General features: G+C 67.2%; 25 protein-coding genes. 15 read left to right on the plus strand and 10 right to left on the minus strand.

Annotated features, from left to right (window positions below; all coding sequences use genetic code 11):
- Positions 1–5: 5 nt before the first annotated feature.
- From BSY19_RS18610 to BSY19_RS18640, 7 genes are all read left to right on the plus strand, one after another.
- Positions 6–818, plus strand: coding sequence for a BtpA/SgcQ family protein (locus tag BSY19_RS18610; RefSeq protein WP_069055443.1), 813 nt, complete (start codon positions 6–8; stop codon positions 816–818).
- 4 nt (positions 819–822) lie between these two features.
- Positions 823–1602: an SDR family NAD(P)-dependent oxidoreductase gene (locus BSY19_RS18615; protein ID WP_171905175.1), complete on the plus strand. Its 780-nt coding sequence runs from the start codon at positions 823–825 to the stop codon at positions 1600–1602.
- A gap of 4 nt (positions 1603–1606) precedes the next feature.
- A complete protein-coding gene (locus BSY19_RS18620) occupies positions 1607–2563 on the plus strand; it encodes an ABC transporter permease (protein ID WP_069055445.1) in 957 nt (318 codons plus the stop codon).
- A 31-nt stretch (positions 2564–2594) separates the two neighbouring features.
- Positions 2595–3536, plus strand: a complete 942-nt coding sequence (locus BSY19_RS18625; RefSeq protein WP_069055446.1) for a sugar ABC transporter substrate-binding protein — start codon at positions 2595–2597, stop codon at positions 3534–3536.
- Positions 3537–3671: 135 nt separating this feature from the next.
- Positions 3672–4436 carry an ATP-binding cassette domain-containing protein gene (locus BSY19_RS18630; protein WP_069055447.1) on the plus strand — a complete coding sequence of 255 codons (765 nt, stop codon included), beginning with the start codon at positions 3672–3674 and terminating at the stop codon, positions 4434–4436.
- Positions 4437–4440: 4 nt separating this feature from the next.
- The gene (locus tag BSY19_RS18635; RefSeq protein ID WP_069055448.1) at positions 4441–5376 is read left to right on the plus strand and encodes a nucleoside hydrolase; all 936 of its coding nucleotides are present in this window, start codon (positions 4441–4443) and stop codon (positions 5374–5376) included.
- 19 nt (positions 5377–5395) lie between these two features.
- A complete protein-coding gene (locus BSY19_RS18640) occupies positions 5396–5917 on the plus strand; it encodes a hypothetical protein (RefSeq protein ID WP_069055449.1) in 522 nt (173 codons plus the stop codon).
- An 88-nt stretch (positions 5918–6005) separates the two neighbouring features.
- Here the strand turns inward: BSY19_RS18640 and ssb are convergent, their stop codons facing one another.
- The 4 genes from ssb to BSY19_RS18660 all read right to left on the minus strand — a co-directional run bounded on the left by ssb (position 6006) and on the right by BSY19_RS18660 (position 9521).
- Positions 6006–6548 carry a single-stranded DNA-binding protein gene (ssb, locus tag BSY19_RS18645; RefSeq protein WP_069055450.1) on the minus strand — a complete coding sequence of 181 codons (543 nt, stop codon included), beginning with the start codon at positions 6546–6548 and terminating at the stop codon, positions 6006–6008.
- A gap of 181 nt (positions 6549–6729) precedes the next feature.
- Positions 6730–7308, minus strand: coding sequence for a DinB family protein (locus BSY19_RS18650; RefSeq protein WP_069055451.1), 579 nt, complete (start codon positions 7306–7308; stop codon positions 6730–6732).
- A 67-nt stretch (positions 7309–7375) separates the two neighbouring features.
- Entirely contained in the window at positions 7376–8179 is an 804-nt protein-coding gene (locus BSY19_RS18655; RefSeq protein WP_069055452.1) for a DUF2189 domain-containing protein, read from the minus strand.
- A 109-nt stretch (positions 8180–8288) separates the two neighbouring features.
- Complete coding sequence (locus BSY19_RS18660) at positions 8289–9521, minus strand: MFS transporter (RefSeq protein WP_069055453.1); 1233 nt, start codon at positions 9519–9521, stop codon at positions 8289–8291.
- Between the two features lie 221 nt (positions 9522–9742).
- On the opposite strand from BSY19_RS18660, the gene BSY19_RS18665 reads away from it, so the two are divergent.
- From BSY19_RS18665 to BSY19_RS28180, 4 genes are all read left to right on the plus strand, one after another.
- Positions 9743–10924 carry a pyridoxal-phosphate-dependent aminotransferase family protein gene (locus BSY19_RS18665; RefSeq protein ID WP_069055454.1) on the plus strand — a complete coding sequence of 394 codons (1182 nt, stop codon included), beginning with the start codon at positions 9743–9745 and terminating at the stop codon, positions 10922–10924.
- A 418-nt stretch (positions 10925–11342) separates the two neighbouring features.
- Entirely contained in the window at positions 11343–14258 is a 2916-nt protein-coding gene (uvrA, locus tag BSY19_RS18670; RefSeq protein WP_069057237.1) for an excinuclease ABC subunit UvrA, read from the plus strand.
- A gap of 42 nt (positions 14259–14300) precedes the next feature.
- Positions 14301–15830 (plus strand): hypothetical protein, encoded by a 1530-nt coding sequence (locus tag BSY19_RS27650; protein ID WP_150129669.1) that lies wholly within the window; start codon positions 14301–14303, stop codon positions 15828–15830.
- Between the two features lie 278 nt (positions 15831–16108).
- Entirely contained in the window at positions 16109–16255 is a 147-nt protein-coding gene (locus BSY19_RS28180) for an SEC-C metal-binding domain-containing protein (RefSeq protein WP_236840402.1), read from the plus strand.
- Positions 16256–16432: 177 nt separating this feature from the next.
- Here the strand turns inward: BSY19_RS28180 and BSY19_RS18680 are convergent, their stop codons facing one another.
- Entirely contained in the window at positions 16433–16726 is a 294-nt protein-coding gene (locus tag BSY19_RS18680) for a GIY-YIG nuclease family protein (protein ID WP_069055455.1), read from the minus strand.
- A 695-nt stretch (positions 16727–17421) separates the two neighbouring features.
- On the opposite strand from BSY19_RS18680, the gene BSY19_RS18685 reads away from it, so the two are divergent.
- The 3 genes from BSY19_RS18685 to trmFO all read left to right on the plus strand — a co-directional run bounded on the left by BSY19_RS18685 (position 17422) and on the right by trmFO (position 20016).
- Positions 17422–17748, plus strand: coding sequence for a hypothetical protein (locus BSY19_RS18685; RefSeq protein ID WP_069055456.1), 327 nt, complete (start codon positions 17422–17424; stop codon positions 17746–17748).
- Positions 17749–18284: 536 nt separating this feature from the next.
- On the plus strand, positions 18285–18440 hold the full coding sequence (locus BSY19_RS27075) for a DUF1127 domain-containing protein (RefSeq protein WP_082358930.1): 156 nt from the start codon (positions 18285–18287) through the stop codon (positions 18438–18440).
- A 169-nt stretch (positions 18441–18609) separates the two neighbouring features.
- Entirely contained in the window at positions 18610–20016 is a 1407-nt protein-coding gene (gene trmFO / locus BSY19_RS18690; RefSeq protein ID WP_069055457.1) for a methylenetetrahydrofolate--tRNA-(uracil(54)-C(5))-methyltransferase (FADH(2)-oxidizing) TrmFO, read from the plus strand.
- A 7-nt stretch (positions 20017–20023) separates the two neighbouring features.
- Here the strand turns inward: trmFO and BSY19_RS18695 are convergent, their stop codons facing one another.
- The 5 genes from BSY19_RS18695 to yajC form a co-directional block, all read right to left on the minus strand.
- Positions 20024–20917, minus strand: coding sequence for a phytoene/squalene synthase family protein (locus BSY19_RS18695; RefSeq protein ID WP_171905233.1), 894 nt, complete (start codon positions 20915–20917; stop codon positions 20024–20026).
- Positions 20918–21062: 145 nt separating this feature from the next.
- Positions 21063–21440 (minus strand): Mth938-like domain-containing protein, encoded by a 378-nt coding sequence (locus tag BSY19_RS18700; protein ID WP_069055459.1) that lies wholly within the window; start codon positions 21438–21440, stop codon positions 21063–21065.
- Positions 21441–21459: 19 nt separating this feature from the next.
- The gene (gene secF, locus BSY19_RS18705) at positions 21460–22407 is read right to left on the minus strand and encodes a protein translocase subunit SecF (RefSeq protein WP_069055460.1); all 948 of its coding nucleotides are present in this window, start codon (positions 22405–22407) and stop codon (positions 21460–21462) included.
- A gap of 30 nt (positions 22408–22437) precedes the next feature.
- Positions 22438–24048 (minus strand): protein translocase subunit SecD, encoded by a 1611-nt coding sequence (gene secD / locus BSY19_RS18710; RefSeq protein WP_069055461.1) that lies wholly within the window; start codon positions 24046–24048, stop codon positions 22438–22440.
- Between the two features lie 73 nt (positions 24049–24121).
- Positions 24122–24397: a preprotein translocase subunit YajC gene (gene yajC / locus BSY19_RS18715; RefSeq protein ID WP_069055462.1), complete on the minus strand. Its 276-nt coding sequence runs from the start codon at positions 24395–24397 to the stop codon at positions 24122–24124.
- 317 nt (positions 24398–24714) lie between these two features.
- On the opposite strand from yajC, the gene BSY19_RS18720 reads away from it, so the two are divergent.
- Complete coding sequence (locus tag BSY19_RS18720; RefSeq protein WP_069055463.1) at positions 24715–25602, plus strand: ATP-binding protein; 888 nt, start codon at positions 24715–24717, stop codon at positions 25600–25602.
- Positions 25603–25656 lie beyond the last annotated feature (54 nt).

Consider the following 25656-nt stretch of genomic DNA (forward strand, 5'->3'; position numbering starts at 1 on the left):
CGCCCATGAAGACCCTCGTCCAGACCGATTTCGGCCGCGACCATCTCCTCATCGGCTGCGTCCACACCCTCGCCCTGCCCGGCACCCCGCTCTACGACCGCGCCGGCGGCATGCGGAAGATCGTCAGGCAGGCCAAGGAGGAGGCGAAGATTCTCGAGGAAGCCGGCTTCCATGCGCTGCTCTACACCAATGAATCCGACATGCCCTATGAGGCGAACATGCCGATCGAGGTCGTCGCCGCGATGACCGAGGTGATCGCCGAATGCCAGGCGCAGACCACCTTGCCGCATGGCGTCAACATGCTGATCGATCCGCCCGCCTCGATCGCGGTGGCCCATGCCACGGGCGGGCGCTTCGTCCGCGCCTTCCTGACCGGCGGACTCGTCGGCGACATCGGCATGATGACGCCGGACGGCGCGAGGGCGCTACGGCTGCGCGCCAATCTCGGCGCCGAGCACATCCGGATCATCTGCAACGTCACGCCGGGCTTCTCGATCAACCTCGACACCCGCCCCGTCGAGCAGAAGGCCTCGGGCGCGGTCTTCATCGGGCTCGCCGACATCGTCTGCGTCGGCGGCCCGGCCGCCGGCAAGCAGGCCGACATCGCGGTAATCGAGAGCGTCGCCCGGCAGGTGCCCGACACGCCCGTCGCGGTCGGCACAGGCGTGGCCGAGGAGAACATCGCGCGGCTGGCGGAGGTCGCCGAGCTCTTCATCGTCGGCACCTCGATCAAATACGACCGCCAGACGCTGAACCCGGTCGAACCGCGCCGCGCCCAGGCGCTGGTGCGCGCCTATGAAAACCGGAAGGCGGCCTGAAGCCATGGCGGGACCGGTCACGCTCGTCACGGGCGCCTCGGGCGGCATCGGCGGCGCGCTCGCCGCGCTGCTGGCGCAACAGGGCCACCGTCTGGTGCTGTCGGGGCTCGACCAGAGCGGGCTCGATGCGCTGGCTAACGACCTTGCTGCACAGGGTACTGGCGTCGCGACGCTGGCCGGCGATGTCCGCGAGCGCGATCTCGCCCAGGCCTGCGTCGATCTCGCGGTCGAGCGCTTCGGCCGGCTCGACCATCTCGTGACCGGGGCTGGCGCCTCGCGCCCCGTCCCGATGGTCGAGATGGAAGATGACGAGTGGGACCGGCTCGTCGACATCAACCTCTCTGCCGTGTTCCGCATCTCGAAGGCGGCCGCGCGCCGGATGATCGGCCAGGGCGAAGGCGGCGCCATCGTCCACATCTCCTCGATCGCCCATGCCAATGGCGGGGCCAATCTCGCCTATGGCTCGGCCAAGGGCGGCGTCGCGACCCTCACCTACGGCATGGCCCAGCAGCTCGGCCCGCATGGGATTCGCGTGAATGCGGTTGCGCCCGGCATCATCGATACGCCTATGGTACGCGGCGGCTTCGCGCAGCAGTTCGATGCGCTGGTCGCCGGTGCGGCCCTGCGCACGCCGCTCGGACGTTTGGGACGACCTGAGGATGTCGCTGCCGTGATCGCCTTCCTGCTTTCGCCCTCGGCTGCCTTCGTGACCGGGGCGCTGATCCCGATCACCGGCGGCATCGAGATCCTCTCCCCGATCTCGACCATCGCGAAGGGGGCCTGAGGCGATGAGCGGGCTCGATGTTCGCGAGGTGATCGGGCGCTACGGCACGGCCATCGCCGGGCTCGCGCTGGTCCTGTTCTTCCTGCTCTTCGCGCCGAATTTCGCCAGCACGATGAACATCATCAACGTGCTGAAGGACACGAGCTTCCTCGCCATCCTGGCGCTGGGCTTCGCGCTCGCCTTCACGGTCGCCGAGCTCGATCTCTCGATCGCCGAGATGGCGAGCCTGGCGGCGGTCGTCTGCGGCTGGATGGTGCATTCGCAATACCCGCCCGCCGTCGCCTTCGGGGCCGCCATCGCGGTCGGCATCGTGCTCGGCAGCCTGAACGGCTACGGCGTCACGGTGCTGCGCATCCCCTCGCTGATCATGACGCTGGGCACGGCGGCCATCGCCAAGGGGCTGGCCTTCATGATCACCCAGGGCGTCGCCTTCACCGGGCGCTGGCCGGTGAGCTTCACCGGGCTGGCGCGCGGCTACAGCTTCGGCATTCCCAATCTCGTGCTCTGGATGACCGGCGCGACGCTCTTCGCCTGGATCCTGGTGAAATGGACCCGCACCGGCGCGCATATGGTCGCCACCGGCGAGGCGGACGAGGCGGCGCGGCTCGCCGGCATCGCCACCGCCCGGATGAAGCGCATCGGCCTGCTGCTGGCGGGCGTCTTCGCCGGGCTGATGGCGGCGCTGCTCGCCGCCAACCTGTCCTCGGCGGCGCCCAACATGGCGGGCGACTACCTGCTCTATGCCATCGCCGCCGTGCTGCTGGGCATGACCATGTTCGAGCCCGGCAAGCCCAACATCGCCGGGACGGTGTTCGCGGCGCTGGTGCTGAAGGTGCTCGGCAACGGCTTGGTCCTGCTCGGCGCGCCCTATTACATCCAGGACATCGTGCTCGGCGTCATCATCATCGGCTCGGTCGCCTTCTCGGCCAGCGCGATGAAGAAGGCGGCCTTCAAGGTCTGAGAACCACCACAAGAACGAGGGGAGAGGTCACATGTTCGGATTGAGGAAGATGCTGCTGGCCGCGGTCGCGATGGTCGCGCTGGGTTCGCAGGCGCAGGCCTTCGAGGTCGGGATCATCGGCTTCCAGTTCTCGTCGGAGACGCATGCCCGCGTCGCCAACGCCGCCGCCGCCGCCGCCAAGGCCAAGGGCTGGGGCGTGACGCTGCTGAACTCGGAGGGCGCACTGCCCAAGCATGCCGAGCAGTTCGACGCGCTGATCGCCAAGAAGGTCGACGCCATCATCATCGCCATGGGCAAGCCGGTCGAGGCCGACGCCCAGTTCAAGGCCGCCAAGGACGCCAAGATCCCCGTCATCACCGTGCAGTCGGGGTCGAGCCCGCATGCGCTCTTCGACATCCAGACCAATGAATACAAGGTCGGCGCGGATGCCGCGCTCTATCTGCTCGGCCAGCTCGGCTACCAGGGCAACATCGTCACCGCCCGCTTCGACCTCAACGTCGCCTCGCGCATCCGCGGCCGCATCCTCGATGCGGTGCTGGCCGAGAACCAGGCGGTGAAGGAGGTCGGCAAGTTCTCGATGGCGCGCACCCAGAGCTGGCGCGACGACGTCCGGGCCGGCATGCAGGCGCTGCTGCTGCAGAACCAGGGCAAGATCAACGGCATCTGGGCCTCGTTCGACGGCCAGGCTTACATCATCGACGATCTGCTGCAGGCCCAAGGCGTCAAGAAGGGCCAGATCCCGCTCGTCTCGGTCGATGGCGGCAAGGAAACCTATGCCCGCATCGCCGACCCCGCCTCGACCTTCCTGGCGACCGTGGCCATCCCCTTCGAGGCGATGGGCAAGCAGGCGGTCGACGCGATCCAGACCATCGTCGTCGAGAAGAAGCCGAAGGAAACCGTCACCAGCGGGCCCTATCTCTTCACGGAGGCCGTGCTGGTCGACAAGACGAACGTCCAGCAGTTCCTGAAGTGAACCCATGCGCGTCAGGCTCGGGCGAAGACCCGAGCTTTTCGGAAACCAGTGCCTTCTCGGCATGAGATTCTCGGGTCGGAGCTGCGCTCCGCCCGAGAATGGCGCCGCGTTGCACCGTAGCCGGACGGACAGATCATGACCGACCCCACCCCCCTCCTCTCCCTGCGCGGCATCGGCAAGGCCTACGGCCCCGTCGTCGCCGTGCGCGAGGTCGATCTCGACATCTTCGCCGGCGAGGTCGTCGCGATCTGCGGCGACAACGGCGCCGGCAAGTCGAGCCTGATCAAGGTGATCTCGGGCGCCGAGGAGCCGACCTCGGGGTCGATCAGCATGCGCGGCCAGCCGGTGGCCTTCGGCTCGCCGCATGACGCGCTGGAGCATGGCGTCGCCACGATCTACCAGGATCTGGCGCTTGCGCCGCGGCTCTCCGTCGCCCAGAACGTGTTCATGGGCTCGGAGCTGACCAGGCCCCTGCTGCTGCCCTTCCTGCGCGTGCTCGACAAGAAGCGCATGATCGCGGAATCGCAGCGCTATCTCTCGCAGCTCTCGGCCGCCGTCACCGACATGACCCGCCCGGTCGAGCGGCTCTCGGGCGGGCAGCGCCAGGCGGTGGCGATCTCGCGCGCCCTGCGCTGGAATGCCGAGATCATTATCATGGACGAGCCGACGGCGGCGCTCGGCGTCAAGGAAAGCGCGCTGGTGCTCGACCTGATCCGCAAGCTCAAGGCCGACGGGCGCACCGTCATCCTGATCAGCCACAACATGCGCGACGTGGTGGCACTGGCCGACCGCGTCGTGATCATGGGCGCGGGCCGCAAATATGTCGACCGGCCGATCGGCGATCTCAAGGCCGACGACATCGCCCATCTGATCATGGCCGGCAACGCCAGGGCGGCCTGAGCCGATGCGCGAAGCCATCCTCATCGACACCGACCCCGGCCAGGACGATGCCGTCGCGCTGCTGCTCGCCTTCGCGTCGCGCGCGCGGCTCGACCTGCGCGCCATCACCACCGTCGCCGGCAATGTCCCGGTGGCGCAGACCACCGCCAACGCCCTGCGCATCCGCGATCTCGTCGGGGCCGCGGCGGCGGCCGTCCCCGTCCATGCCGGCGCCGAGGGGCCGCTGCTGTTCCCGCTGGAGACGGCCGAATTCGTCTGCGGCCCCGACGGGCTCGCCGGGGCCGACCTGCCCCCGCCCGCGAGCACCGTCACGGCCGGCCATGCGGTCGAGGCGATCATCGCGCTCTGCCGCGCCGCGCCCGCAGACGGCGTCACGCTGTGCCCGCTGGGACCTCTGACCAATCTGGCGCTGGCCTTCCGCCTGGCGCCCGACATCCTGCCCAGGATCAGGCGCATCGTGCTGATGGGCGGGGCATTGGGGCTCGGCAACATGACGCCGGCGGCCGAGTTCAACGTTCATGTCGATCCCCATGCGGCGGCGATCGTCTTCGGTTGTGGCCGGCCGATCGTGATGATGGGGCTCGGCGTCACGCTGCAGGCGATAGCGAGTCCTGAGCAGGTCGCGCGGATCGGCGCGCTCGGCACGGCCAGCGGCCGGGCCGTCCATGGCATGCTGACGCGCCCGCGCCCGGGCGGGCTCGGCACGGCCGGGCATCCGATGCACGACCCCTGCGTCATCGCCTTCCTGCTCTGGCCGGAGCTGTTTGCGGGGCGCGACTGTCACGTCGAGATCGAGACCGGCGCAGGCTCCCTGCGCGGACGCACGACGATCGACTGGAACGGGCGGCTGAAGCGCGAACCTAACGCCCATGTCGTCGCCACCGTCGAGGCGACAGCGCTGTTCGAGCGGATGATCGAACGCCTCGCCACCCTGCCCTGACCGCCGTCGAGGATCCGCCATGCCCCATCTGGTCGAGGAATTGCGCGCCGAGGCGGACGCCGCCATCGCCGCGATGCGCGCAGCGGCCCTGGCCGCCCGGCAGGTGCATGCGCGGGCCGAGCTGATGCGCCACATGCTGACGACGGCGCGCAAGGTGAAGGACAGGCCGAAGGCGGAGGCCGTCGAGACCGTGGTGCGCGAATGGATGGACGCCTGGAATCTCGACCGGCACGACTGGCCGCAGCTCGCGCAGGAGATGGAGGCCTTCACCGCCGCCTTCCACGACTATGCCAACGAGCCCTCAGACAGCCATGACGCGAGGCTGCGCCAAGCCTGCGCCGCCCTCGATGCGGCACTGGCGAAGCAGGACACCTCGATTGCGGAGCAGATGGCCTTCCGCTCGCAATGCGCCCATCGCTGGTGGGAGCTGGTCGCGCCAACGCCGGCCGATCTGCCCGGCGCCAAGCCGCGCCCCTCGATGCCGGAGCGGCGCCCCGACGCCCCCTTCTGGGAGGCCGGCTGCGCCGATTTCTGCCGCTGAGCCGACGTCCCGACGCCACCAGACGCCATCCGGGCGGGCCGTGAGGCCCGGGCCCGGAGGTCGCGCAGGGTCGGGACCGCGCGAGGTCCTAGAACGGGATGTCGTCGTCGAGATGGCTCGAGGAGGAGCGCGAGGCGCCGCCGCCACCACCGGCCATCGCCGGCTGGCGCGAACCGCCGCCACCGCCGCCCATCGGGCCCGAGCGGCCGAAGGACGAGCCGGAGGAGCGATCCTCCATCATGCCGCCGCCCTCGCCATACTCGTCCGAGCCGCCCTGGCCGCGGCTGTCGAGAATGGTCAGTTCGCCGCGATAGCGCTGCAGCACGATTTCGGTGGTGTATTTCTCGACGCCCGACTGGTCCTGCCATTTGCGAGTCTGGAGCTGGCCCTCGATATAGATCTTCGAGCCCTTCTTCAGATACTGCTCGGCGACCTTGGCGAGGTTCTCGTTGAAGATCACGACCGAGTGCCACTCGGTGCGCTCCTTCTTCTCGCCCGACTGCTTGTCGCGCCAGGTTTCCGAGGTGGCGATGCGCAGATTGACGACCGGCTCGCCCGAGCCGAGGCGGCGGACCTCCGGGTCGCGCCCGAGATTGCCGACCAGAATGACCTTGTTGACGCTACCAGCCATGAGAGGCTCCATTTCCTGCGCACATCGAAACCGGCCCACGACCGGAGCCGGACCTTACCGGCCGACCGCCGCACTATCAACGATGTTCCCGTTTTGTTCAAGGGCCCCTCGCGGGGTTGTCCCCTGATTTCGGCGGGCACCTCTTCGCCGGGCCGTCACCCCGCAGGATCAGTCAGGGACTTCAGCCGCCCTCGCCCCACACCCGCGCCTCGCTCAGCCCCAGCGCCGCGAACTCGCCAGCCCGCAGATCGGCCTCGCCCACCGAGAAGAACTCGTCGAGCTGCGGCGGCGCCACCGATGCGCCGCTGAGCATGGCATGGGCCTGGCCGCGATGATGGATCTGGTGCTGGAACAGATGCAGCAGCAACCGGTCGAGCCGCTCGCGCTGGATGCGGGCGCCGCGATGCACGCTGACGATCCGCGCCAGCCCGCCCTTGTCCGGCTCCTCACCCACCGCCGCCTCGACCACCGCGATCAGCCGCCGGTCCATCGCCTCCTGCGCAGCCTGAAGCTCGGGCAGGGTCGCACAGGGCTCGCGGTTCGCCCAGGCGGCGGGGCCGAGCGTGCCGCCCTCCATCGCGTCGACATAGAAATGGTCGATGATCAGGATGTGGTTCAGCGTCGCCCGCAGGCTCGGGAAGAACCCGGTGCGCGGCGCCACCCACTCGGCCCGCGAGAGCGCCGCACAGGCGGTCAGCAGCCGGTGATTGGCCCAGAGGTTGTTGAAAGCCATCGCGCGATAGGGTCGCAGTTCGTCCATGATCGGTCCTCCTTGGCGAGGAGACTGACAGGAAGCCTGCGACGCGTCATGACAGCAGGCGCCCGGCTCAGGCCGCCGGCTCGACCACCCGCCGATAGAGATGCCAGGTCGCATGGCCGAGCACCGGCAGGAGCACGACGAGCCCGAGGAAGAGCGGCAGCATCGCCACGAAGGACAGAGCCGCGATCGCCGCCGCAAAGCCCAGCATCGGCAGCGGATTGGTCGCCACGGCCCGCACGCTGGTGATCATGGCCGTGATGAAATCGACCTCGCGGTCGAGCAGCAGCGGAAAGGAGATCACCGTCAGCGAGAACAGGGTCGCCGCCAGCACGGCGCCGACGAGGTTGCCCACCGCCAGGAACATCAGCCCCTCCGGCGTCGTGGTGATCACGGTCAGGAAGCCGGCGAAGCTGGCGAAGGACTGGAAGCCGAGGAACAGCGCCAGCAGCAGCCGCACCTGGTAGAGCCACATCATCATCACGAAGAGCGTGACGAAGGCCATCCAGCCCATCTCCCGCTGGCCCTGCGCGAAGACGACGCCGAGCACCTGGCCCCAGGCGAGCGTCTCGCCCGCCTCGCGCCGCCGCGACACCTCGTAGAGCCCCACCGCCACGAAGGGGCCGATCAGCACGAAGCCCGCCGCGAGCGGATAGGCGAGATAGGGCATGCCGAAGCGCGTCAGCGACAGCAGGATCGACAGCCCGCCCAGCGCATAGATTCCGCCGAAGAACAGCCCGAACAGCGGCGCCGCCTGGAAATCCCTGAGACCGGCGACAAAGGCCTCGACCACTTCATGCACGCCGATGCGGCGCACCACCGGGTCGGGCCGGCGCGGCTCCGCCGCTCTGGTCTCGCTCTGGATCTCGTCCATGGCCTCTCCCCCGCTCGCGCCTCCGGCACGCGGCCGGGGCTTGGCTTTTGGGGGTCAGCCTAGCGAGGCCGCCGCCGCGCGCATTGGGGCAGATCAATCCGCACCCGCTTCAGTGCCCGGGGGCCGGCGCTCCGTCGGAGTCGAGACGGGGCAGGAACCAGGCGAGCAGGCCGATCGCCGGGAGGAAGGAGCAGATCGCATAGACCGAGGCGATGCCGATGCGGTCCGCCAGTTCGCCGAGCAGCGCCGCCGCGATCCCGCCCAGCCCGAAGGACAGACCGTAGAACAGCCCGCCGACGAGGCCGATCCGGCCCGGCATCAGCTCCATCGCGTAGACCAGGATCGCGGCGAAAGCGCTCGACATGATCAGGTTGATCATGATCGTCAGCACGCCGGTCCAGAACAGGTCCGCGAAGGGCAGGATCAGCGTGAACGGCAGCGCCCCAAGGATCGAGAACCAGATGATCTTGTTGCGGCCGATCCGGTCGCCGAGGATGCCGCCGAAGATCGCGCCGGCCGCCGAGGAGCCGAGGAACAGGAACAGCATGATCTGCGAGGTCTGCACGCTGACCCCGAACTTGCCGATCAGGTAGAAGGTGTAGAACGAGCTGAAGCTCTGCGAATAGGCGTTCTTCGAGAACAGCAGGATCACCAAGATCGTCACCGCGACGGCGACCGTCGCCGCCGAGCGCACGGGGGGCGCCGCGGCGGCTTTCGCCTTGGCCGAGGGCGCGGCCGCCTGCTGCTGGCGCCGCAGCTGGGCATAGCGCCCCGCCGTCCAGGTCATCAGGACCATCGCCAGCAGCGCCGTGGCCGAGAACCAGGCCAGGCTGGCCTGGCCGCGCGGCACGACGATGAAGGCGGCGAGCAGCGGCCCCAGCGCCCCGCCCGTCTGGCCGCCAACCTGGAAGATGCCCTGCGCCAGCCCGTGCCGCCCGCCCGACGCATTGCGCGCCATGCGCGTCGCCTCGGGATGGAAGATCGACGAGCCGAGCCCGACGCACCCCGCCGACAACAGCAGCAGCGGGTAGCTGCCGGCATAGGCGAGGCCTATGAGCCCGAACAGGGTGAAACCCATGCCGACGACCATCGAATAGGGCATCGGGTTCTTGTCGGTATAGGCGCCGACCAGGGGCTGGAACAGCGAGGCCGTGATCTGGAAGGTCAGGGTGATCAGGCCGATCTGCCCGAAATCGAGGCCATAGGCCACCTTGATGATCGGGTAGATCGCCGGGATCAGCGACTGCATCATGTCGTTGAGCAGATGCGTCGCGCTGAGCGCGATCAGCACCGGCATGGCGGCAGCCTGGGCGATGCGGGCGGGGGGCGTGGTGGCGGTCATGTCCGAGGGGTATCCGGTTCGATCCAGGCCAGAGCATCGAGCCATTGAACCGGCGCCGGCTCCCAAGCCAGCGAAATATTGACAGGGGCGCCATGCGTGCCCATCGGCGGCAACAGCATGACCCTGCGGCGTGCACGGCTCTTGCTTGTGACCCGGCACTGTCGCTATGCGACAGCGTCTTCACCCTTCGGCACCCCGCCTCCACACAGGATTCCCGTCAGATGAGCGTCGCCAACGGCCGGCACATCCTCGCGATGCCGGGGCCGACCAATATTCCCGACCGCGTGCTGCAGGCGATGATGCGCCCGGCCGAGGAACTCGCCTCGCGGACGATCATCGATCTCACCGAGTCCATCCTCGCCGATCTCAAGCGCGTCTTCCGGACGACGGGCGAAACCTTCGTCTACGCCGCCAATGGCCATGGCGGCTGGGAGGCGGCGCTGACCAACGTGCTGTCGCGCGGCGACAAGGTGCTGGTGCTGGCGAGCGGGCGCTTCGCCATCGGCTGGGGCGAGATGGCGGCCTTCATGGGCGCCGATGTCGAGGTGCTGCCGGGGAGCTGGCGCGCCGCGATCGACCCCGCCGCCGTCGAGGCCAGACTGCGCGCCGATGACGGGCACGCCATCAAGGCCGTGCTGATGGTGCAGATCGACACCGCTTCCGGCGTCGTCAACGACGTCCCGGCCGTGCGCCGCGCCATCGATGCAGCCGGCCACCCGGCCCTGTTCATGGTCGATGGCGTGGCCTCCGTCGGCTGCATGCCCTTCGAGATGGACGCCTGGGGCGTCGACATCGCCATGTCGGCCTCGCAGAAGGGGCTGATGACCTCGCCGGGGCTGGCCTTCGTCGCCGCCAACGCCAAGGCGATCGCCGCGCACCAGACCGCGACGATGAAGACGCTCTACTGGGACTGGTCGTTCCGGATGAACACGCTCGCCTATATGAAGCACTGCGGCACGGCGCCGGAGCATCTGCTCTTCGGGCTGCGCGCGGCGCTCGACATGATCTTCGAGGAAGGGCTCGAGGCCGTCTGGGAGCGCCACCGCCTGCTCGCCGGCGCGACCCATGCCGCCGTCTCGCGCTGGGCCGAGGGCCAGGCCGTGACCTTCAACATCACCGATCCGCTCCAGCGCGCCCCCTCGGTGACGCCGATCCTGGTCCAGGGCGTCGAGTCGAGCGTGATCACCGACTTCGCCCGCGACATCGGCGGCGTCTCGCTCGGCCTCGGCATCGGCGAACTCAGCGGCAAGGCCTTCCGCATCGCCCATATGGGCCATGTCAACGCGCCGATGGTGCTGGGCACGCTCGGCGTCGTCGAGATGGCGCTGCAGGCCAAGGGCATCCCCCATGGCTCGGGCGGCGTCGATGCGGCGGTGGCCTATCTCGGCGCGGCGACGGCCTGAAGCGCTTCGCGCGTCCCGCTCCGGGCCCTCATCCTGAGGAGCGCTCCGCAGGAGCGCGTCTCGAAGGAGGCTCCAGGAGGCTCCGCAGACATCTGGAGCATCCGTCGAGATGCCGCGTTCCGCGGCGCCTCAGGATGAGGCCTGCGCTCCTCGTCGACCCTCCCCGCTCCTGCCATACCCTGTCAGCATCGCCGCGCCGCGACGACGCGCCGCTGGCGGCTTGCGTGATAGACAACGCCGCCGCCCGCCCCATGGGCTGGTGTGGCGCGGCTTTTGCCCTATCTCTACGCTTCATCCCTGACCGGACGCCCCCATGGCTCGCAAACCTTCCACCGGCGGCACATCCGCGTCCGGCTCCCGTACCGCCCCCGTCGGCAACAAGACCTCGCTCGCCGACCAGGCCGCGTCGCTGGAGGCGATGTTCGACGAGGCCCGCCGCACCGACTCGCGCATGATCACCGTGCGCGGCGCCCGCGAGCACAATCTCAAGAACGTCGACCTCGCGATTCCGCGCGACAAGCTCGTCGTCTTCACCGGCCTGTCGGGCTCCGGCAAATCCTCGCTCGCCTTCGACACGATCTATGCGGAAGGCCAACGCCGCTATGTCGAGAGCCTCTCGGCCTATGCCCGCCAGTTCCTGGAGATGATGAGCAAGCCCGATGTCGACCAGATCGACGGGCTCTCGCCGGCGATCTCGATCGAGCAGAAGACGACCTCGAAGAACCCGCGCTCCACCGTCGGCACCGTCACCGAGATCCACGACTATATGCGCCTGCTCTGGGCGCGCGCCGGCGTGCCCTATTCGCCCGCGACCGGCCTGCCGATCGAGAGCCAAACCGTGCAGCAGATGGTCGACCGGCTCACCGAGCTGCCGGAGAAGACCCGCGGCTATCTGCTCGCCCCCGTGGTGCGCGGCCGCAAGGGCGAGTTCCGCAAGGAGATGGCGGAGTGGCTCAAGCGCGGCTTCCAGCGCGTCAAGATCAATGGCGAGTTCGTCGAGATTCCCGATGCGCCCGCGCTCGACAAGAAGTTCAAGCACGACATCGACGTCGTCGTCGATCGCCTTGTGATCAGGCCCGATCTCGGCGCCCGGCTCGCCGACTCGCTGGAGCAGGCGCTCGACCTCACCGACGGCATCGCCGTCTTCGAATATGCCGACGAGAAGGAGGAGGACGGCTCGCCGCGCCGCATCGTCTTCTCCTCGAAATTCGCCTGCCCGGTCTCCGGCTTCACGATTCCCGAGATCGAGCCGCGCCTGTTCTCCTTCAACAACCCCTTCGGCGCCTGCCCGGCCTGCGATGGTCTCGGCCACGAGATGCGCATCGACCCGGACATGATCGTCCCGGACTCATCCCTCAGCCTGAAGAAGGGCGCCATCGCCCCCTGGGCCAAATCGACCTCGCCCTATTACGGCCAGACGCTGGAGGCGCTGTCGCGCCATCTCGGCTTCTCGATGACCAAGCCCTGGGCCGAGCTTCCCGACAGCGCCAAGATCTCGATCCTCTACGGCACCGGCGCCGAGCCCGTCCGCATGGCCTACAACGACGGGCTGCGCGCCTATGAGGTGAGGAAGCCCTTCGAGGGCGTCATCACCAATATGGAGCGGCGCTGGAAGGAGACGGAGTCGGACTGGGCCCGCGAGGAGATCGGCCGCTTCATGTCCGAGACGCCCTGCAAGGCCTGCCAGGGCTTCCGCCTCAAGCCCGAGGCGCTCGCGGTCAAGATCGACGGCTGCCATATCGGCGAGATCTCGCGGCTCTCGGTCAAGGACGCGCTCGACTGGGTCTCGCGCCTGCCCTTGCGGCTCTCCCAGAAGCAGAACGAGATCGCCCCGCGCATCCTCAAGGAGATCCGCGACCGGCTGACCTTCCTGCTCGATGTCGGTCTCGAATACCTGACGCTGGCCCGCGCCTCGGGCACGCTCTCGGGCGGCGAGAGCCAGCGCATCCGGCTCGCCAGCCAGATCGGGTCGGGCCTCACCGGCGTGCTCTATGTGCTGGACGAGCCCTCGATCGGCCTGCACCAGCGCGACAATGAGCGGCTGCTCGGCACCTTGCGGAGATTGAGAGACCTCGGCAACACCGTCATCGTCGTCGAGCATGACGAGGACGCGATCCTTACCGCCGATTACGTCGTCGATGTCGGCCCCGGCGCCGGCATCCATGGCGGGCGCATCGTCGCCCAGGGCACGCCGCAGCAGATCCTCGACAACCCCGACTCGCTCACCGGCAAATACCTCACCGGCGAGATGTCGGTCGCGGTGCCCGTGCGCCGGCGCAAGGCGCAAAAGGGCCGCTCGCTCAAAATCGTCGGCGCCCGCGGCAACAACCTCAAGGATGTCACGGTCGAGATCCCGCTCGGGCTGTTCACCTGCATCACCGGCGTCTCCGGCGGCGGCAAGTCGACGCTGGTCATCGACACGCTCTACAAGGCGGTGGCGCGCAAGCTCAACGGCGCGATCGACCACCCCGCCCCGCATGACCGCATCGAGGGCATCGAGCATCTCGACAAGGTCATCGACATCGACCAGTCGCCGATCGGCCGCACCCCGCGCTCCAACCCCGCGACCTATACCGGCGCCTTCACGCCGATCCGGGACTGGTTCTCCGGCCTGCCCGAGGCCAAGGCGCGCGGCTACCAGCCGGGCCGCTTCTCGTTCAACGTCAAGGGCGGCCGCTGCGAGGCCTGCCAGGGCGACGGCGTCATCAAGATCGAGATGCACTTCCTGCCGGATGTCTACGTCACCTGCGACGTCTGCAAGGGCAAGCGCTACGACCGCGAGACGCTCGAGGTGAAATACCGCGACCACTCCATCGCCGATGTGCTCGACATGTCCGTGGAGGAGGCCAAGGATTTGTTCAAGGCCGTGCCCTCGATCCGCGACAAGATGGAGACGCTCGCCCGCGTCGGGCTCGACTATGTCAAGGTCGGCCAGCAGGCGACGACGCTCTCGGGCGGCGAGGCCCAGCGCGTGAAACTCTCAAAAGAGCTCTCCAAGCGCGCCACCGGCCGCACCCTCTACATCCTCGACGAGCCGACCACCGGCCTGCATTTCCACGACGTCGCCAAGCTGATGGAGGTGCTGCACGAGCTGGTCGAGCAGGGCAATTCCGTCGTCGTCATCGAGCACAACCTCGAAGTGGTGAAGACGGCCGACTGGGTGATCGACATGGGCCCCGAGGGCGGCGACGGCGGCGGCGTCGTGGTGGCCGAGGGCACGCCCGAGGCCATCGTCAAGGCCGGCAAGGGCCACACCGCCCGCTTCCTCAAGGAGGTGCTGGAGCGCCGGCCGATCGCGAAGGGCAAGGCGGTGGCGCGGGAGGCGGCGGAGTGAGTTTGCAACGAACTGATTTGACGATCTAGTCGCGAGTTTTAGATGGCGCGCTATAGACAGCATCAGCAGTTTTCCTCGCACCGAAGCGCCCAGCTAATATTCAAGCTAAGGCGTCAGCGCTTTCGCAAAATGCTCTCTATGGCGGATGACGTAGAATTGATGCGCGCGTCGTGGGTTCTGGATCGCGCAGTCGACCCTTCGTTTAAAATACCGATCGGCTACGACTATCCAGAAAAGTATCTCCGAGCCGGGATCGACGAGCCCGGTCGGATATGGCCATGGGAGTTGGAAACACTACTCATAGAAGCCCTTGGAACGCCCAAAAATCCAGGTAATCGCAGCGCCAATCCTCGGGCTTGGAGTTTTTGGGCCGAAATTGTCTCTGCGTTGCGTAGCGCCGAGAACGCAGAGGGCGGTAACAGGCCACGCGGCCCAATCCTCCGCCACTTAAACCGTATTTTATATCGTCAGGTTCAATGGCAGGCTCGCCAGCAGAATTTAGCAGATTTTGTCAGGTGGAAATCGATCTTTTCCGATCCGAGTCTTTCAGATTTATATGTTACAAAAAATGGAATGTGTCCGCTCAAATTCCAAATGATCGGATTAGGCCTTAGTTCAATTCTTGATGAATCTCAAGAAACCACCATTTCATACGAATATGAGTCAAAACAATTTCGCTCAGATGAAATAAGAACATTCATCAAAATGGCATCAAGAACCATTACCCAAATTAGGGAAGACTGTCATTCAGTAGTTATGAGATCAGAGCTTGCTCATCGCGAAAGTCCGCTGAGACGCTTTCCGTTAATAAAGATCTCCGACAATCCAACTCGATTGATTAGCCCCCTTAGACAACCCTTGTTCTGGCGAATTACGGAAGGCATGTACTACGATGTCGTCAGCATACCCGCATCCCGCAATTTAATCGGATCGGGGTTTGAGATTTTCCAGCGAAGATTAATTTCTACTGCTTACAAAGATTATAATGTTTCAGGCGACATTTCATATGGCCCTATTCGCCTCAATAGGCGCTCGCCAGATGTAACTATCACACAAGACAATAACCTAGAGATCGCATTTGAATGTAAGGCTAAGAAAATTCCGCTCGTTGATAAAATTTCAATTGAACACGATCTTGCCAATTCGATTGCCGTTAGCGAGATTGCCAAAGGAGTATTTCAGCTAGCGCGTTTTCGACATGACTTAAGAAGCGGCATCGTCGAAGGCATGCAAGAAACTGAACATTCACAATATGTGATCCTAACTCTCGATGAATGGAATTTCGTGGGACCGATTACAAAAGACGCAGCCTTTTTGAAAGCTGCTGAAATGCTTGATCGGCAGCGTATTAACATAAATTTTGATTTGAGAGAAATTACATTTTGCACAGCAGGAGACCTAGATTTGTTTGTGACCCGCCTCCCTCTCGGTCGACTTCGCGAACTATTTGCAAAAAATCGGCAACCGCAGTTTCGAGAGCATGCGCCGAATTCACTCGCAGCTGAATTTTACGAAAAGCCGGCCAAGTGGCGCGATTACCCTCTCGCATCGGAATTCGTGTTTGATATTTGAGTTGAGCTACGTTGCCCAAGTGAAGCCTTTCGGCGCGGAGTCTCATGAGCGGCGCCCCCTCGCCCAGCGCTCTGCTTCTCCTGCACTATCCGAGAGAAGGAAGGGACGTCGCGGCGCCCTCGCCTTCCGCCTTGGCCGCATCCCGCCTTTGCGGTAGGACGCCGCGGCCCACAACCTGAAGGAGGGTGCCATGACCAGGACCACGCGCAACATCTTCGACCAGCCGTCCTTTTGAGGTCACGAGCAAGCGTCGGAAGTCTTACCCGTCCGAAACCCGCGTGAAGCGCGGCGTCCGCATCGTCCATGGCGATGTCGAACTGCAGGAAAAGCTCGGCCGCAACGACCTCTGCGTCTGCGGCTCCGGGCGCAGATTTCAAGAAGTGCTGCATGCCCAGCGGCCGCTTCGACGGCTCCGACCGGGATGACTACTTTCAGGGAGTGATGCGTCCCGTCATGGTCGGGCTTGTCCCGACCATCCACGCCTTGCGCCAATGGGGGCGGGCGCGACGCCAGCGACGAAGCGCGAACCCGGTCCTTCCCGCGCAAAGGCGTGGATGGTCGCCACAAGGGCGACCATGACGGCGGGGCCTTCGGGCGCCAAGTCATGCAAGTTCGCCGCAAAGATCGTCCCAATCGGGATTCCGGATCATGATCGTGCGGGTCTTGTAGGCGCGATACCAGCGCTTCATCGAGGTTTCGCGCTGGATCGCGGCCTCGATGTCGTCATGCCATTCGTACCAGACGAGGCGTTTGAGGCCATGTTTCCGGGTGAAGCCGGGCAACAGGCCCTCACGATGCTCATGGACGCGCCGGCCGAGATCGCTCGTCACGCCGATGTAGAGCGTGCCGTTGGGCCGGTTCGTCATGATGTAGACCCAGCCGCCCTTTTGTTTCATGGCGTCAGGATGTCTTCGCGCCACAGGTGCGACAAGGCCTCCCCGTCATGGTCGGGCTTGTCCCGACCATCCACGCCTTGCGCCGCTGTGTTCAGGCGCGAGGCCAGCGACCAAGCGCGAACCCGGTGCAACCCAAGCGAAGACGTGGATGGTCGCCACAAGGGCGACCATGACGGTGGAGACCGGAAGCAACCTTATCCCCGCCCTCCCAACCGCCCCCATACTCCCCTCGCCCATCACCCAAACGGGGCGGCCATCCGGAGGTGTGCCAGTGGCTGGGTGACGGGTCGGCGCCTGCGGGTGGAGTCACGATCCACTCCCGGGAGGCTTCGGGGCACCGCCCTGGGGGTACTACGGCCCCTGTGCGAGGAGCTCGCTGGAACGGTCGCATCGCATCACGCCTTCGTCCCATGCCTGACGGCGCGACAACCCGATGAGGGGAACTGGCGTCTAGGGCTCGCGGCGGGGGCTGGCCTTCGACCCGATAAGCGCGGCCCGGAGCCCAAAATCGCCGAAGGCGGAGCGCCGGGGGGCGTGCGACGGGTGGCTCAATCCCGCCGCGCCGCGACCTGGCTCAACGGTTGCGGACCTCTACCCTCGCGCCCCGCGGCGCTCCGCCAGCCCCGTTCGACCACCGACGCTGCAACAGCGGGCGGGGGCTGGCGCGCGCCCCCCTCCCCGCAGGGAGACGACCCATGACCCGCAACAAACCCTCCGGCTTCTCGCCCGAGCACATCGCCAATTTCCACCGCACGCAGCAGATCCGCCGCGACCTTCTCAGGAAGATGGGCGACATCCTCGAGGTCTGGCGCGACTGCACCGACAAGGCCTGCCAGCGCGGCCGCAGCTGCAAGCGCAGCGACGCCGCCTGCCTGCGCGGCTTCATGGGCGCCCTGCCCGACCAGGACCGCCGCCTCGCCGGCTACATGATCCAGAACGGCGCCGCCGGGATGAAGCCCGACGCGGCGCTGGCCAAGGCGCAGGAGCGTGTCGCCGCCGAAATCGCGCAGGATGGCGGGTGAGTGGCGCCGCACCCCTCCCCGTCATTCCGGCCAAGGCGCAACGCGCCGCAGCGCCGGAATCCATCGGAGGGCTCCGGCGCCCCAGGATGGATCCCGGAGCGGCGCTGCTGCGCAGCTTGTCCGGGATGACGGCATCGCGGGGGACTATTTGACCACAACGGCCCGCCCGGCCCGCTTTCCGCCCCGCAGCGCGCCGATTCGCAGCGGAAAGGGTGAATCAGCGCTTAGCTGCAGCGCAACATCGTTAAGGCCCCGATCCTGCCCAAACCGGCGGCAAATTGGCCTGACCGGTGAGGTGTCGCCGGCCCGATGAGCAGACATTAGGCAGAATTCCGTCGAATCTGACCGAACCGTTAACCGCTGGACGCGGGCGAGGAGGCAAAAGTGAAGGTTTCGAGAATGGTTCATGCTCCAAACGCATGACGGAACTGACATCATGCCTCTGTTTGGGGCGGGCTGGCTCACTTATATGCACTGCACAACGAATTTGTCGCTGTGGGCACCGACCCGCTCCGGAAACCAGTAGGAAACCCGTTATGTTCGTCACCATGATCGCCGCCAAGATCCGCTCTTACCTGCGCTATCGCGAGACCGTTCGCGAGCTCTCCCGCCTGACCGACCGCGAGCTCGACGACCTCGGCCTGTCGCGCTCGGAGATCGCCTTCGTCGCGCGCACCCACGCCGCCGTCTGAAGACGCTTTCGCCCCGCGCAGGCGGGGCGCCGTGTAGTGTCTCCCGGACTGAGCGACCCTCCCTCGCGAAGACCGGTTGAAGAGCGAATGCCCGCCGCAAGGCGGGCATTTTGCATGTGCGGCCCCGGCTTCCCTTGACGGCGGCGGCGGCGGGCGACACATCGAGGCGATGGAACCCGTTCACATCATCGGCGGCGGTCTCGCCGGCTCCGAAGCCGCCTGGCAGATCGCCCAGGCCGGCGTCCCCGTCATCCTGCACGAGATGCGGCCCGTCCGCGGCACCGAGGCGCACAAGACGGAAGGGCTGGCGGAGCTGGTCTGCTCCAACTCCTTCCGCTCGGACGATGCGCTCTCCAATGCGGTCGGCCAGCTGCACTGGGAGATGCGCCGGCTGGGCTCGCTGATCATGGCCAAGGGCGACGCGCATCAGGTCCCGGCCGGCGGCGCGCTGGCGGTCGACCGCGACGGCTTCTCGCAAGCCGTCACCGCCGCGCTCGAGGCCCATCCGCTGGTCACGATCGACCGCGCCGAGATCGCGGGCCTCCCGCCCGGGGCGTGGGACAGCGTGATCATCGCCACCGGCCCGCTGACCTCGCCCGCGCTCGCCGCCGGCATCCAGTCGCTGACGGGCGAGGACGCGCTCGCCTTCTTCGACGCCATCGCCCCGATCGTGCATTTCGACTCGGTCGACATGGACCAGGCCTGGTTCCAGTCGCGCTACGACAAGGCCGGTCCCGGCGGCACGGGCGCCGACTACATCAACTGCCCCCTCGACCGCGACCAGTACGAGGCCTTCATCGACGCGCTGCTGGCCGCCGAGACGACCGAGTTCAAGGAGTGGGAGGGCACGCCCTATTTCGACGGCTGCCTGCCGATCGAGGTCATGGCGCAGCGCGGCCGCGAGACCCTGCGCTGGGGCCCGATGAAGCCCGTGGGGCTCACCAACAAGCACAATCCGACGGTCAAGGCCTATGCGGTGGTGCAGCTGCGCCAGGACAATGCGCTCGGCACCCTGTTCAACATGACGGGCTTCCAGACCAAGCTGAAATATGGCGAGCAGGCCGCGATCTTCCGGATGATCCCGGGCCTCCAGAACGCCGAGTTCGCGCGGCTCGGCGGCATCCACCGCAACACCTATCTGAACTCGCCGAAGCTGCTCGACGCGCGGCTGCGGCTGAAGGCCGATCCGCGCCTGCGCTTCGCCGGCCAGATCACCGGCTGCGAGGGCTATGTCGAGAGCGCCGCCATCGGCCTGCTCGCGGGCCGGCTCGCCGCGGCCGAGCGGCTCGGCCAGGAGATCGAGATCCCGCCGGCGACGACGGCGCTGGGCGCGCTGGTCAACCACATCACCGGCGGCCACATCGTCACCATCGACGAGGGCCCGCGCTCCTTCCAGCCGATGAACATCAATTTCGGCCTCTTCCCGCATATCGAGGGCCAGGCCACGCATGGCCCCGACGGCAAGAAGCTGAAAGGCCCGGCCAAGAGCGTCGCCCGCAAGCACGCCCTGACCGCCCGCGCCAAGGTCGAGATGGAGGCCTGGGCCGGCGGCGAGCAGGCTCAGGCGGCGGAGTAGCGCGCTTTCAGCCTGCCGTCCGGGCCATCCGCCAGATCGCCCATTGCCGGCGCCAGGCCGGCAGCGTGATGATCGTGCGGTAGGGGTCGTAGCCCGAGCGCTCCATGCGAGCGAGATAGGGCTCGACCAGCGCGACCGGCAGGAAGGCCGGCATCACCGCGGAGGGTACCGTGCTGCGGAGTTCCCGCAGCTTCGCCAGATGCCCGCGCGCGATGCCGCGCAGCTCCTTCAGCGTATAGAGAACGCCCGGCCCGCCGCGCCCGCGCACGATGTCGTCGCGGGTGACGCCGTTGCGGGCGAGGATGTCGCCGGGCAGATAGACCTGCCCCTCGGCCGCATGCCAGGGGAAGGCGCGCATCAGCCCCGTCAGCGCATAAGCGACGCCGGCATAGCCCGCAGCCGCCGCCCCGCCGGGATCGCGGCCATTGGCGAGGATGATCGAGGCCAGCCGCACCAGCGCGCTCGCGGTCTCGCCGGCATAGCCCTCGAGATCGCGCAGCGACGGCATCGGGTCGTCATAGAGGTCGAAGATGCGCGCCTCGATCAGCCCCGTCAGCGGCGCGATCGGCAGGCGATAGCGCGCGATCGTGTCGAGCAGCGCGGCGGCGACGGGGTGCCCTTGCGTCTCGCCGCTCGCCTGCCCCTCGAGCAGGTCGCGCCACCACTGCATCCGGACTTCGCCCGGCAGCGGCTCGCTGACGAGGGCGCGGATGCGGGCGATCTCGAGGCTGAAGGCATAGAGCGCAAACAGCGACGGGCGCTGCGATTCGGGCGCATAGAGGCAGGTGATGTAGCGGTCCTGGTCCTGCTCGCGCACCAGCGTGGCGCAATGGGCATAGGCCTCGGGCAGGGCTGAAAGCGCGGCCTGGCTGCGACGGTCGGTCTCGGTTGCCTGCGGCATCATCTGGCCTCGATCCGGTGCCTGCCCCTTGGCCACGACATCGGCAGTGTAGGACGAGGCGCAGGTCGATGGCTACGCCTTCACGACATGGGCGGCGCGATTTGCGGCGATGCCGCTTCGGGCGGGCGCCCGGAGAGCCGGCGTGTCAGTCCACCGCGATCAGGGCTGCGGCCACGCGCCGCTCCTCGGCCACCAGAACGTTGTAGGTCCGCGCCGCGGCGCCGGACGCCATGCCCTCGACGGTGATCCCGCGCTCCTTCAGCAGCGCCCGCCAGTCATGCGGGATGAAGGCGATGTCGGCGCCGGTGCCGATCAGCAGGAAGTCGATGCTCTCCGCCTCGTCCAGCACAGGCTGGAGCGTGGCCGGCGTGATCTCGGAGAAACGCGCCACCGGCCAGATCCGGATGCCGCCGGGCAGCGCCAGGACCGAGCCACGATGGCTCATCCCGGCGAAGCGGAAGCCGCCCGCGCCGAAGGCGTCGAGCTGGTGGCGCCCAGGAACGAATCCGTCGAAGCGGCTCATCGCGACGGCGCCGCGCCGCTCAGCTCTTCGCGCCGGCGGCGACCTTCTCGTCCGTGGCCTCGCCGCGGCTGACGCCCGAGCGCACGTCGAGATAGAGCAGGACCGGCGTCGAGATGAACATCGCCGAATAGGTGCAGACCACCACGCCGAACAGCATCACGAGCGCGAAGCCCTCGATCGCCGTGCCGCCGAACAGCACGAGCGCGACCAGCGCGAGCACCGTCGTGGTCGAGGTGATCGCGGTGCGCGACAGCGTCGAGTTGACCGAGAGGTCGAGCAGATCGGGAATCGACATGGTCTTGTAGCGCCGCAGCAGTTCGCGCGTGCGGTCGAAGACGACCACGGTCTCGTTGAGCGAGTAGCCGACGATGGTCAGGATCGCCGCGATCGAGGTCAGGTTGAACTCGAGCTGCGTGATCAGGAAGAAGCCCATCGTCAGAACGATGTCGTGAAGCGTGCCCAGGATCGCGCCGATCGCAAGCTGCATCTCGAAGCGGAACCAGAGATAGATCAGCACGCCGACGATCGCGAGCACGACGCCGAGCGTACCGGCCTGGACCAGCTCTCCGGAGACGCGCGGACCGACCGTCTCGACCCGGCGGAAATCATAGGTCGCGGAGAACGCCTCGCGTGCCTTGACGACGACCTGCTGCTGCGCGGGCTCGCCGCCTGGCTGCAGCGCGAAGCGCATCGAGATCTCGCCGCCGGAGCCGAATTCCTGCACCTCTGCCTCGCCGAAGCCGAGCGCATTGGCGGTCTGGCGCACCGAGGCGATCTCGGGCTTGCCGGATTTCGCCTGCATCTCGATCAGCGTGCCGCCGCGGAAGTCGATGCCGAAATTGAGGCCCACCGTCAGGAACAGAGCCAGCACCAGCAGCGAATAGGCCGCCGAGAACGGGTAGCTGAACCGCCGGAAGCGGACGATCTTGAAACGGGTGCCGTCGGGAACGATGCGAAGCAGACGCATGCGCTGATCTCCTTGAACAGTTGGCTTGCGTCAGAACGGAAGGGTCTTGGGCTTAGCCCAGCGATACCAGAGCGCGATCAGCATGCGCGTCAGCGTCACCGCCGTGATGACCGTGGTCAGGATGCCCAGGATGAACACCACGGCGAAGCCGCGCACCGGGCCGGAGCCCAGCGCAAACAGCGCCAGCGCAGCGATCAGCATGGTCACGTTGGAGTCGATGATCGTCGCGAAGGCGCGCTGGAAGCCCGCCTCGAGCGCCGAGACGAGCGAGCGGCCCTGATGCGATTCCTCGCGCATGCGCTCGTAGATCAGCACGTTGGAGTCCACCGCCGTGCCGATCGTCAGCACGATGCCGGCGATGCCGGGCAGCGTCATCGTCGCCCCCAGCACCGACATCAGCCCGAAGATCAGGCAGACATGGACGAGCAGCGCGATCGAGGCGATCAGGCCAAACACGCCATAGGTCCCGATCATGTAGAGGATCACCAGCACGGTTGCGATCAGCGTCGCCATCTTGCCGGCCTGGATCGAATCCTGGCCGAGGCCGGGGCCGACGGTCCGCTCCTCGACGATCGTCATCTTCGCCGGCAGCGCGCCGGCGCGCAGCAGGATCGCGAGGTTGTTGACCGACTCGACGGTGAAATTGCCGGAAATCTGGCCGGATCCGCCGGTGATCGGCGACTGGATGACCGGCGACGAAATCACCTTGTTGTCGAGCACGATCGCCAGCGGACGGCCGAGGTTCTCCGTCGTCGCCTGGCCGAAGCGCTGGGCGCCGCGGATGTTGAAGCGGAAATTGACGATCGGCTGCGAGGTGCGAGAATCGAAGGCGGGCTGCGCGTCGATCAGGTCCTCGCCCTCGACGATGACGCGCCGCTCGACCGGGACCAGCGATCCGCCGGCATCCTGCGAGGGCAGCATGTCGACATCGCCACCCTGGCTGTCGGCGACCATGCGGAACTGCAGCTTGGCGGTCTGCCCCAGGATGTCCTTCAGGCGCTGCGGATCCTGCAGGCCCGGCACCTGGACGAGGATTCGGTCGAGCCCCTGGCGCTGGATGTTCGGCTCGGTCGTGCCGAGCGCGTCGACGCGGCGGCGCAGAACCTCCATCGCCTGCTCGACGGCGCGGCGGACGCGCTCATTGGCGCCGGCCTCGGTCACCGCAAGCTGGATCAGCCCGTCGGGCTGCTCGCTGACCTCGATAGAGCTGTTGCCCGACGGCCCGAAGGCGCCGAGCGTTCCGATCGGCTGTGCCAGCTCGCGCAGCTTCGGCAGAAGCTTGGCGCGGTCGGCGGCATCCGGAACGCGCACGCTGACGCCGCGCGCCGTCATGCCGATGCCGCCCGAGAAGCTCACGCGCTCCTCGCGCAGGATGCGGCGGACGTCGTCGCGCAGCTGCGTCACCTGGCTGCGCACCAGATCGGCCCGGTCGATCTCGAGCAGCACATGCGAGCCGCCCTGCAGGTCGAGCCCGAGCACGACGGCGTGGATCGGCAGCAGAATGCGTGGGATCCAGGACGGGGCGCCCTGCTCGATCGCCTTGCGGGTCTCGGGCGAAAACAGGTTCGGCAGCGCGAAGCCGCAGCCGAAGAGCAGCACGAGCAGGACGACGATGACCTTGCGGGTCTGGAAACGGAGCATCTGCGTGTAGCGCCTTGTTGTCGCGCACCGGCCCCTCGCGGGGCCGGGCCTGATGGAACCCGCCCGGGGCTGGTCAGCTCTTGACCGGCTCGCCCTTGGCGCGGACGTCGGTGATCATGCCCTTGACCAGGCGGACGCGGACGCCCTCGGCGATCTCGGCCTCGATCTCGCCATCGTCGATCACCTTGGACACCTTGGCGACGATGCCGCCCGAGGTGACCACCGTATCGCCGCGGCGAACGTTCTTGACCATCTCCTGATGCGCCTTCACCCGCTTCTGCTGCGGACGGATGATCAGGAACCACATGATCACGAAGATCAGGACGAACGGCACCAGCGAAATCAGCATGTCGGTGGAGCCACCGCCACCAGCGGCTTGAGCGAAAGCAGGGGTGATCACGAAACGGCTCCTTCATCGCGGCGGCGCGGGCGCCCCCGGCCGCAGGGCGCGGCAGAATTGGTCACAGGCCTCAAAAAATCGCGCGGACTATAGCCAGAGGCGCCGTTAAATCAATCGGACGCGCCCGGCTCGCACGAGCCGCTCATCACCTATGGGCTCGCTGCAGTTCGCGCAATGGCCTTGCGCTCCGCGCCGACAAGCCGTTAACCGTTGCGATCGCCGTACCGCCCGGTACGGCTCCGTGCCGACCCGCTCGAAGGCCCGCCATGAACGCCTCCTCGCCGACCGCCGCCGACCCGACGCTGGCCGCCCTGCTGCGCATCGCCGACGCGCTGGAACGCCTCGCCCCGCCCGCCCGCAAGCCCGCGGACCTGACACTCGCCGACGCCTTCGTCTGGCATCCCGCCGGCGCAGAGCTGGCGCCCGTCGCGCGCGTCAACCGCGTCGCGCTCTCGCTGCTGCGCGGCGTCGATCGCGTGCGCGACACGCTGGCCGAGAACACCGAGCGCTTCGCCCGCGGCCTGCCGGCCAACAACGTCCTGCTCTGGGGCGCGCGCGGCATGGGCAAGTCCTCGCTGGTCAAGTCGGTCCATGCCGACACCAACACGCGGCTCGCCGGCCAGGCCCTGCCGCTCAAGCTGATCGAGATCCACCGCGAGGACATCGAGAGCCTGCCCGTGCTGATGGGCCTGCTGCGCCCGGATGCCCATCGCAGCATCGTCTTCTGCGACGACCTCTCCTTCGACGGCGACGACACCTCCTACAAGTCGCTCAAGGCGGCGCTGGACGGCGGCGTCGAGGGCCGGCCCGGCAATGTCGTGTTCTACGCCACCTCGAACCGCCGCCATCTGATGCCGCGCGACATGATGGACAATGAGCGCGCAACCGCGATCAACCCGGGCGAGGCGATCGAGGAGAAGGTCTCGCTCTCGGACCGCTTCGGCCTCTGGCTCGGCTTCCACAAATGCAGCCAGGACGAATATCTCGCGATGATCGACGGCTATGTCGGCCATTTCGGGCTCGCGCTCGACCCCGAGACGCTGCGCCACGAGGCGCTGGAATGGGCGACGACGCGCGGCTCGCGCTCCGGCCGCACGGCCTGGCAGTTCATCCAGGACCTCGCCGGGCGCCTGGGCAAGCCGCTCGAGGGGTGACCGCCGCCGGGCGGGCGCCAGACAAAAAAGCGGCGGGGCGGCCTTTCCTGGGAC

It is taken from the genome of Bosea sp. RAC05, from assembly GCF_001713455.1.
Classification (GTDB): Bacteria; Pseudomonadota; Alphaproteobacteria; order Rhizobiales; family Beijerinckiaceae; genus Allobosea.

Excerpts from the sequence above, each read along its gene's own strand:
- trmFO (WP_069055457.1), top strand. The coding sequence starts at position 18,610 with ATGGAACCCGTTCACATCATCGGCGGCGGTCTCGCCGGCTCCGAAGCC.
- BSY19_RS18630 (WP_069055447.1), top strand. The coding sequence starts at position 3,672 with ATGACCGACCCCACCCCCCTCCTCTCCCTGCGCGGCATCGGCAAGGCC.
- uvrA (WP_069057237.1), top strand. The coding sequence starts at position 11,343 with ATGTTCGACGAGGCCCGCCGCACCGACTCGCGCATGATCACCGTGCGC.
- BSY19_RS18615 (WP_171905175.1), top strand. The coding sequence starts at position 823 with ATGGCGGGACCGGTCACGCTCGTCACGGGCGCCTCGGGCGGCATCGGC.
- BSY19_RS18665 (WP_069055454.1), top strand. The coding sequence starts at position 9,743 with ATGAGCGTCGCCAACGGCCGGCACATCCTCGCGATGCCGGGGCCGACC.
- BSY19_RS18625 (WP_069055446.1), top strand. The coding sequence starts at position 2,595 with ATGTTCGGATTGAGGAAGATGCTGCTGGCCGCGGTCGCGATGGTCGCG.
- BSY19_RS18655 (WP_069055452.1), bottom strand. The coding sequence starts at position 8,179 with ATGGACGAGATCCAGAGCGAGACCAGAGCGGCGGAGCCGCGCCGGCCC.
- BSY19_RS18680 (WP_069055455.1), bottom strand. The coding sequence starts at position 16,726 with ATGAAACAAAAGGGCGGCTGGGTCTACATCATGACGAACCGGCCCAAC.
- BSY19_RS18685 (WP_069055456.1), top strand. The coding sequence starts at position 17,422 with ATGACCCGCAACAAACCCTCCGGCTTCTCGCCCGAGCACATCGCCAAT.
- secD (WP_069055461.1), bottom strand. The coding sequence starts at position 24,048 with ATGCTCCGTTTCCAGACCCGCAAGGTCATCGTCGTCCTGCTCGTGCTG.
- BSY19_RS18640 (WP_069055449.1), top strand. The coding sequence starts at position 5,396 with ATGCCCCATCTGGTCGAGGAATTGCGCGCCGAGGCGGACGCCGCCATC.
- BSY19_RS18695 (WP_171905233.1), bottom strand. The coding sequence starts at position 20,917 with ATGCCGCAGGCAACCGAGACCGACCGTCGCAGCCAGGCCGCGCTTTCA.
- yajC (WP_069055462.1), bottom strand. The coding sequence starts at position 24,397 with ATGCTGATTTCGCTGGTGCCGTTCGTCCTGATCTTCGTGATCATGTGG.
- BSY19_RS18650 (WP_069055451.1), bottom strand. The coding sequence starts at position 7,308 with ATGGACGAACTGCGACCCTATCGCGCGATGGCTTTCAACAACCTCTGG.
- BSY19_RS18610 (WP_069055443.1), top strand. The coding sequence starts at position 6 with ATGAAGACCCTCGTCCAGACCGATTTCGGCCGCGACCATCTCCTCATC.
- ssb (WP_069055450.1), bottom strand. The coding sequence starts at position 6,548 with ATGGCTGGTAGCGTCAACAAGGTCATTCTGGTCGGCAATCTCGGGCGC.
- BSY19_RS18635 (WP_069055448.1), top strand. The coding sequence starts at position 4,441 with ATGCGCGAAGCCATCCTCATCGACACCGACCCCGGCCAGGACGATGCC.
- BSY19_RS18660 (WP_069055453.1), bottom strand. The coding sequence starts at position 9,521 with ATGACCGCCACCACGCCCCCCGCCCGCATCGCCCAGGCTGCCGCCATG.
- BSY19_RS18620 (WP_069055445.1), top strand. The coding sequence starts at position 1,607 with ATGAGCGGGCTCGATGTTCGCGAGGTGATCGGGCGCTACGGCACGGCC.
- secF (WP_069055460.1), bottom strand. The coding sequence starts at position 22,407 with ATGCGTCTGCTTCGCATCGTTCCCGACGGCACCCGTTTCAAGATCGTC.
- BSY19_RS18700 (WP_069055459.1), bottom strand. The coding sequence starts at position 21,440 with ATGAGCCGCTTCGACGGATTCGTTCCTGGGCGCCACCAGCTCGACGCC.
- BSY19_RS27075 (WP_082358930.1), top strand. The coding sequence starts at position 18,285 with ATGTTCGTCACCATGATCGCCGCCAAGATCCGCTCTTACCTGCGCTAT.
- BSY19_RS18720 (WP_069055463.1), top strand. The coding sequence starts at position 24,715 with ATGAACGCCTCCTCGCCGACCGCCGCCGACCCGACGCTGGCCGCCCTG.
- BSY19_RS27650 (WP_150129669.1), top strand. The coding sequence starts at position 14,301 with ATGGCGCGCTATAGACAGCATCAGCAGTTTTCCTCGCACCGAAGCGCC.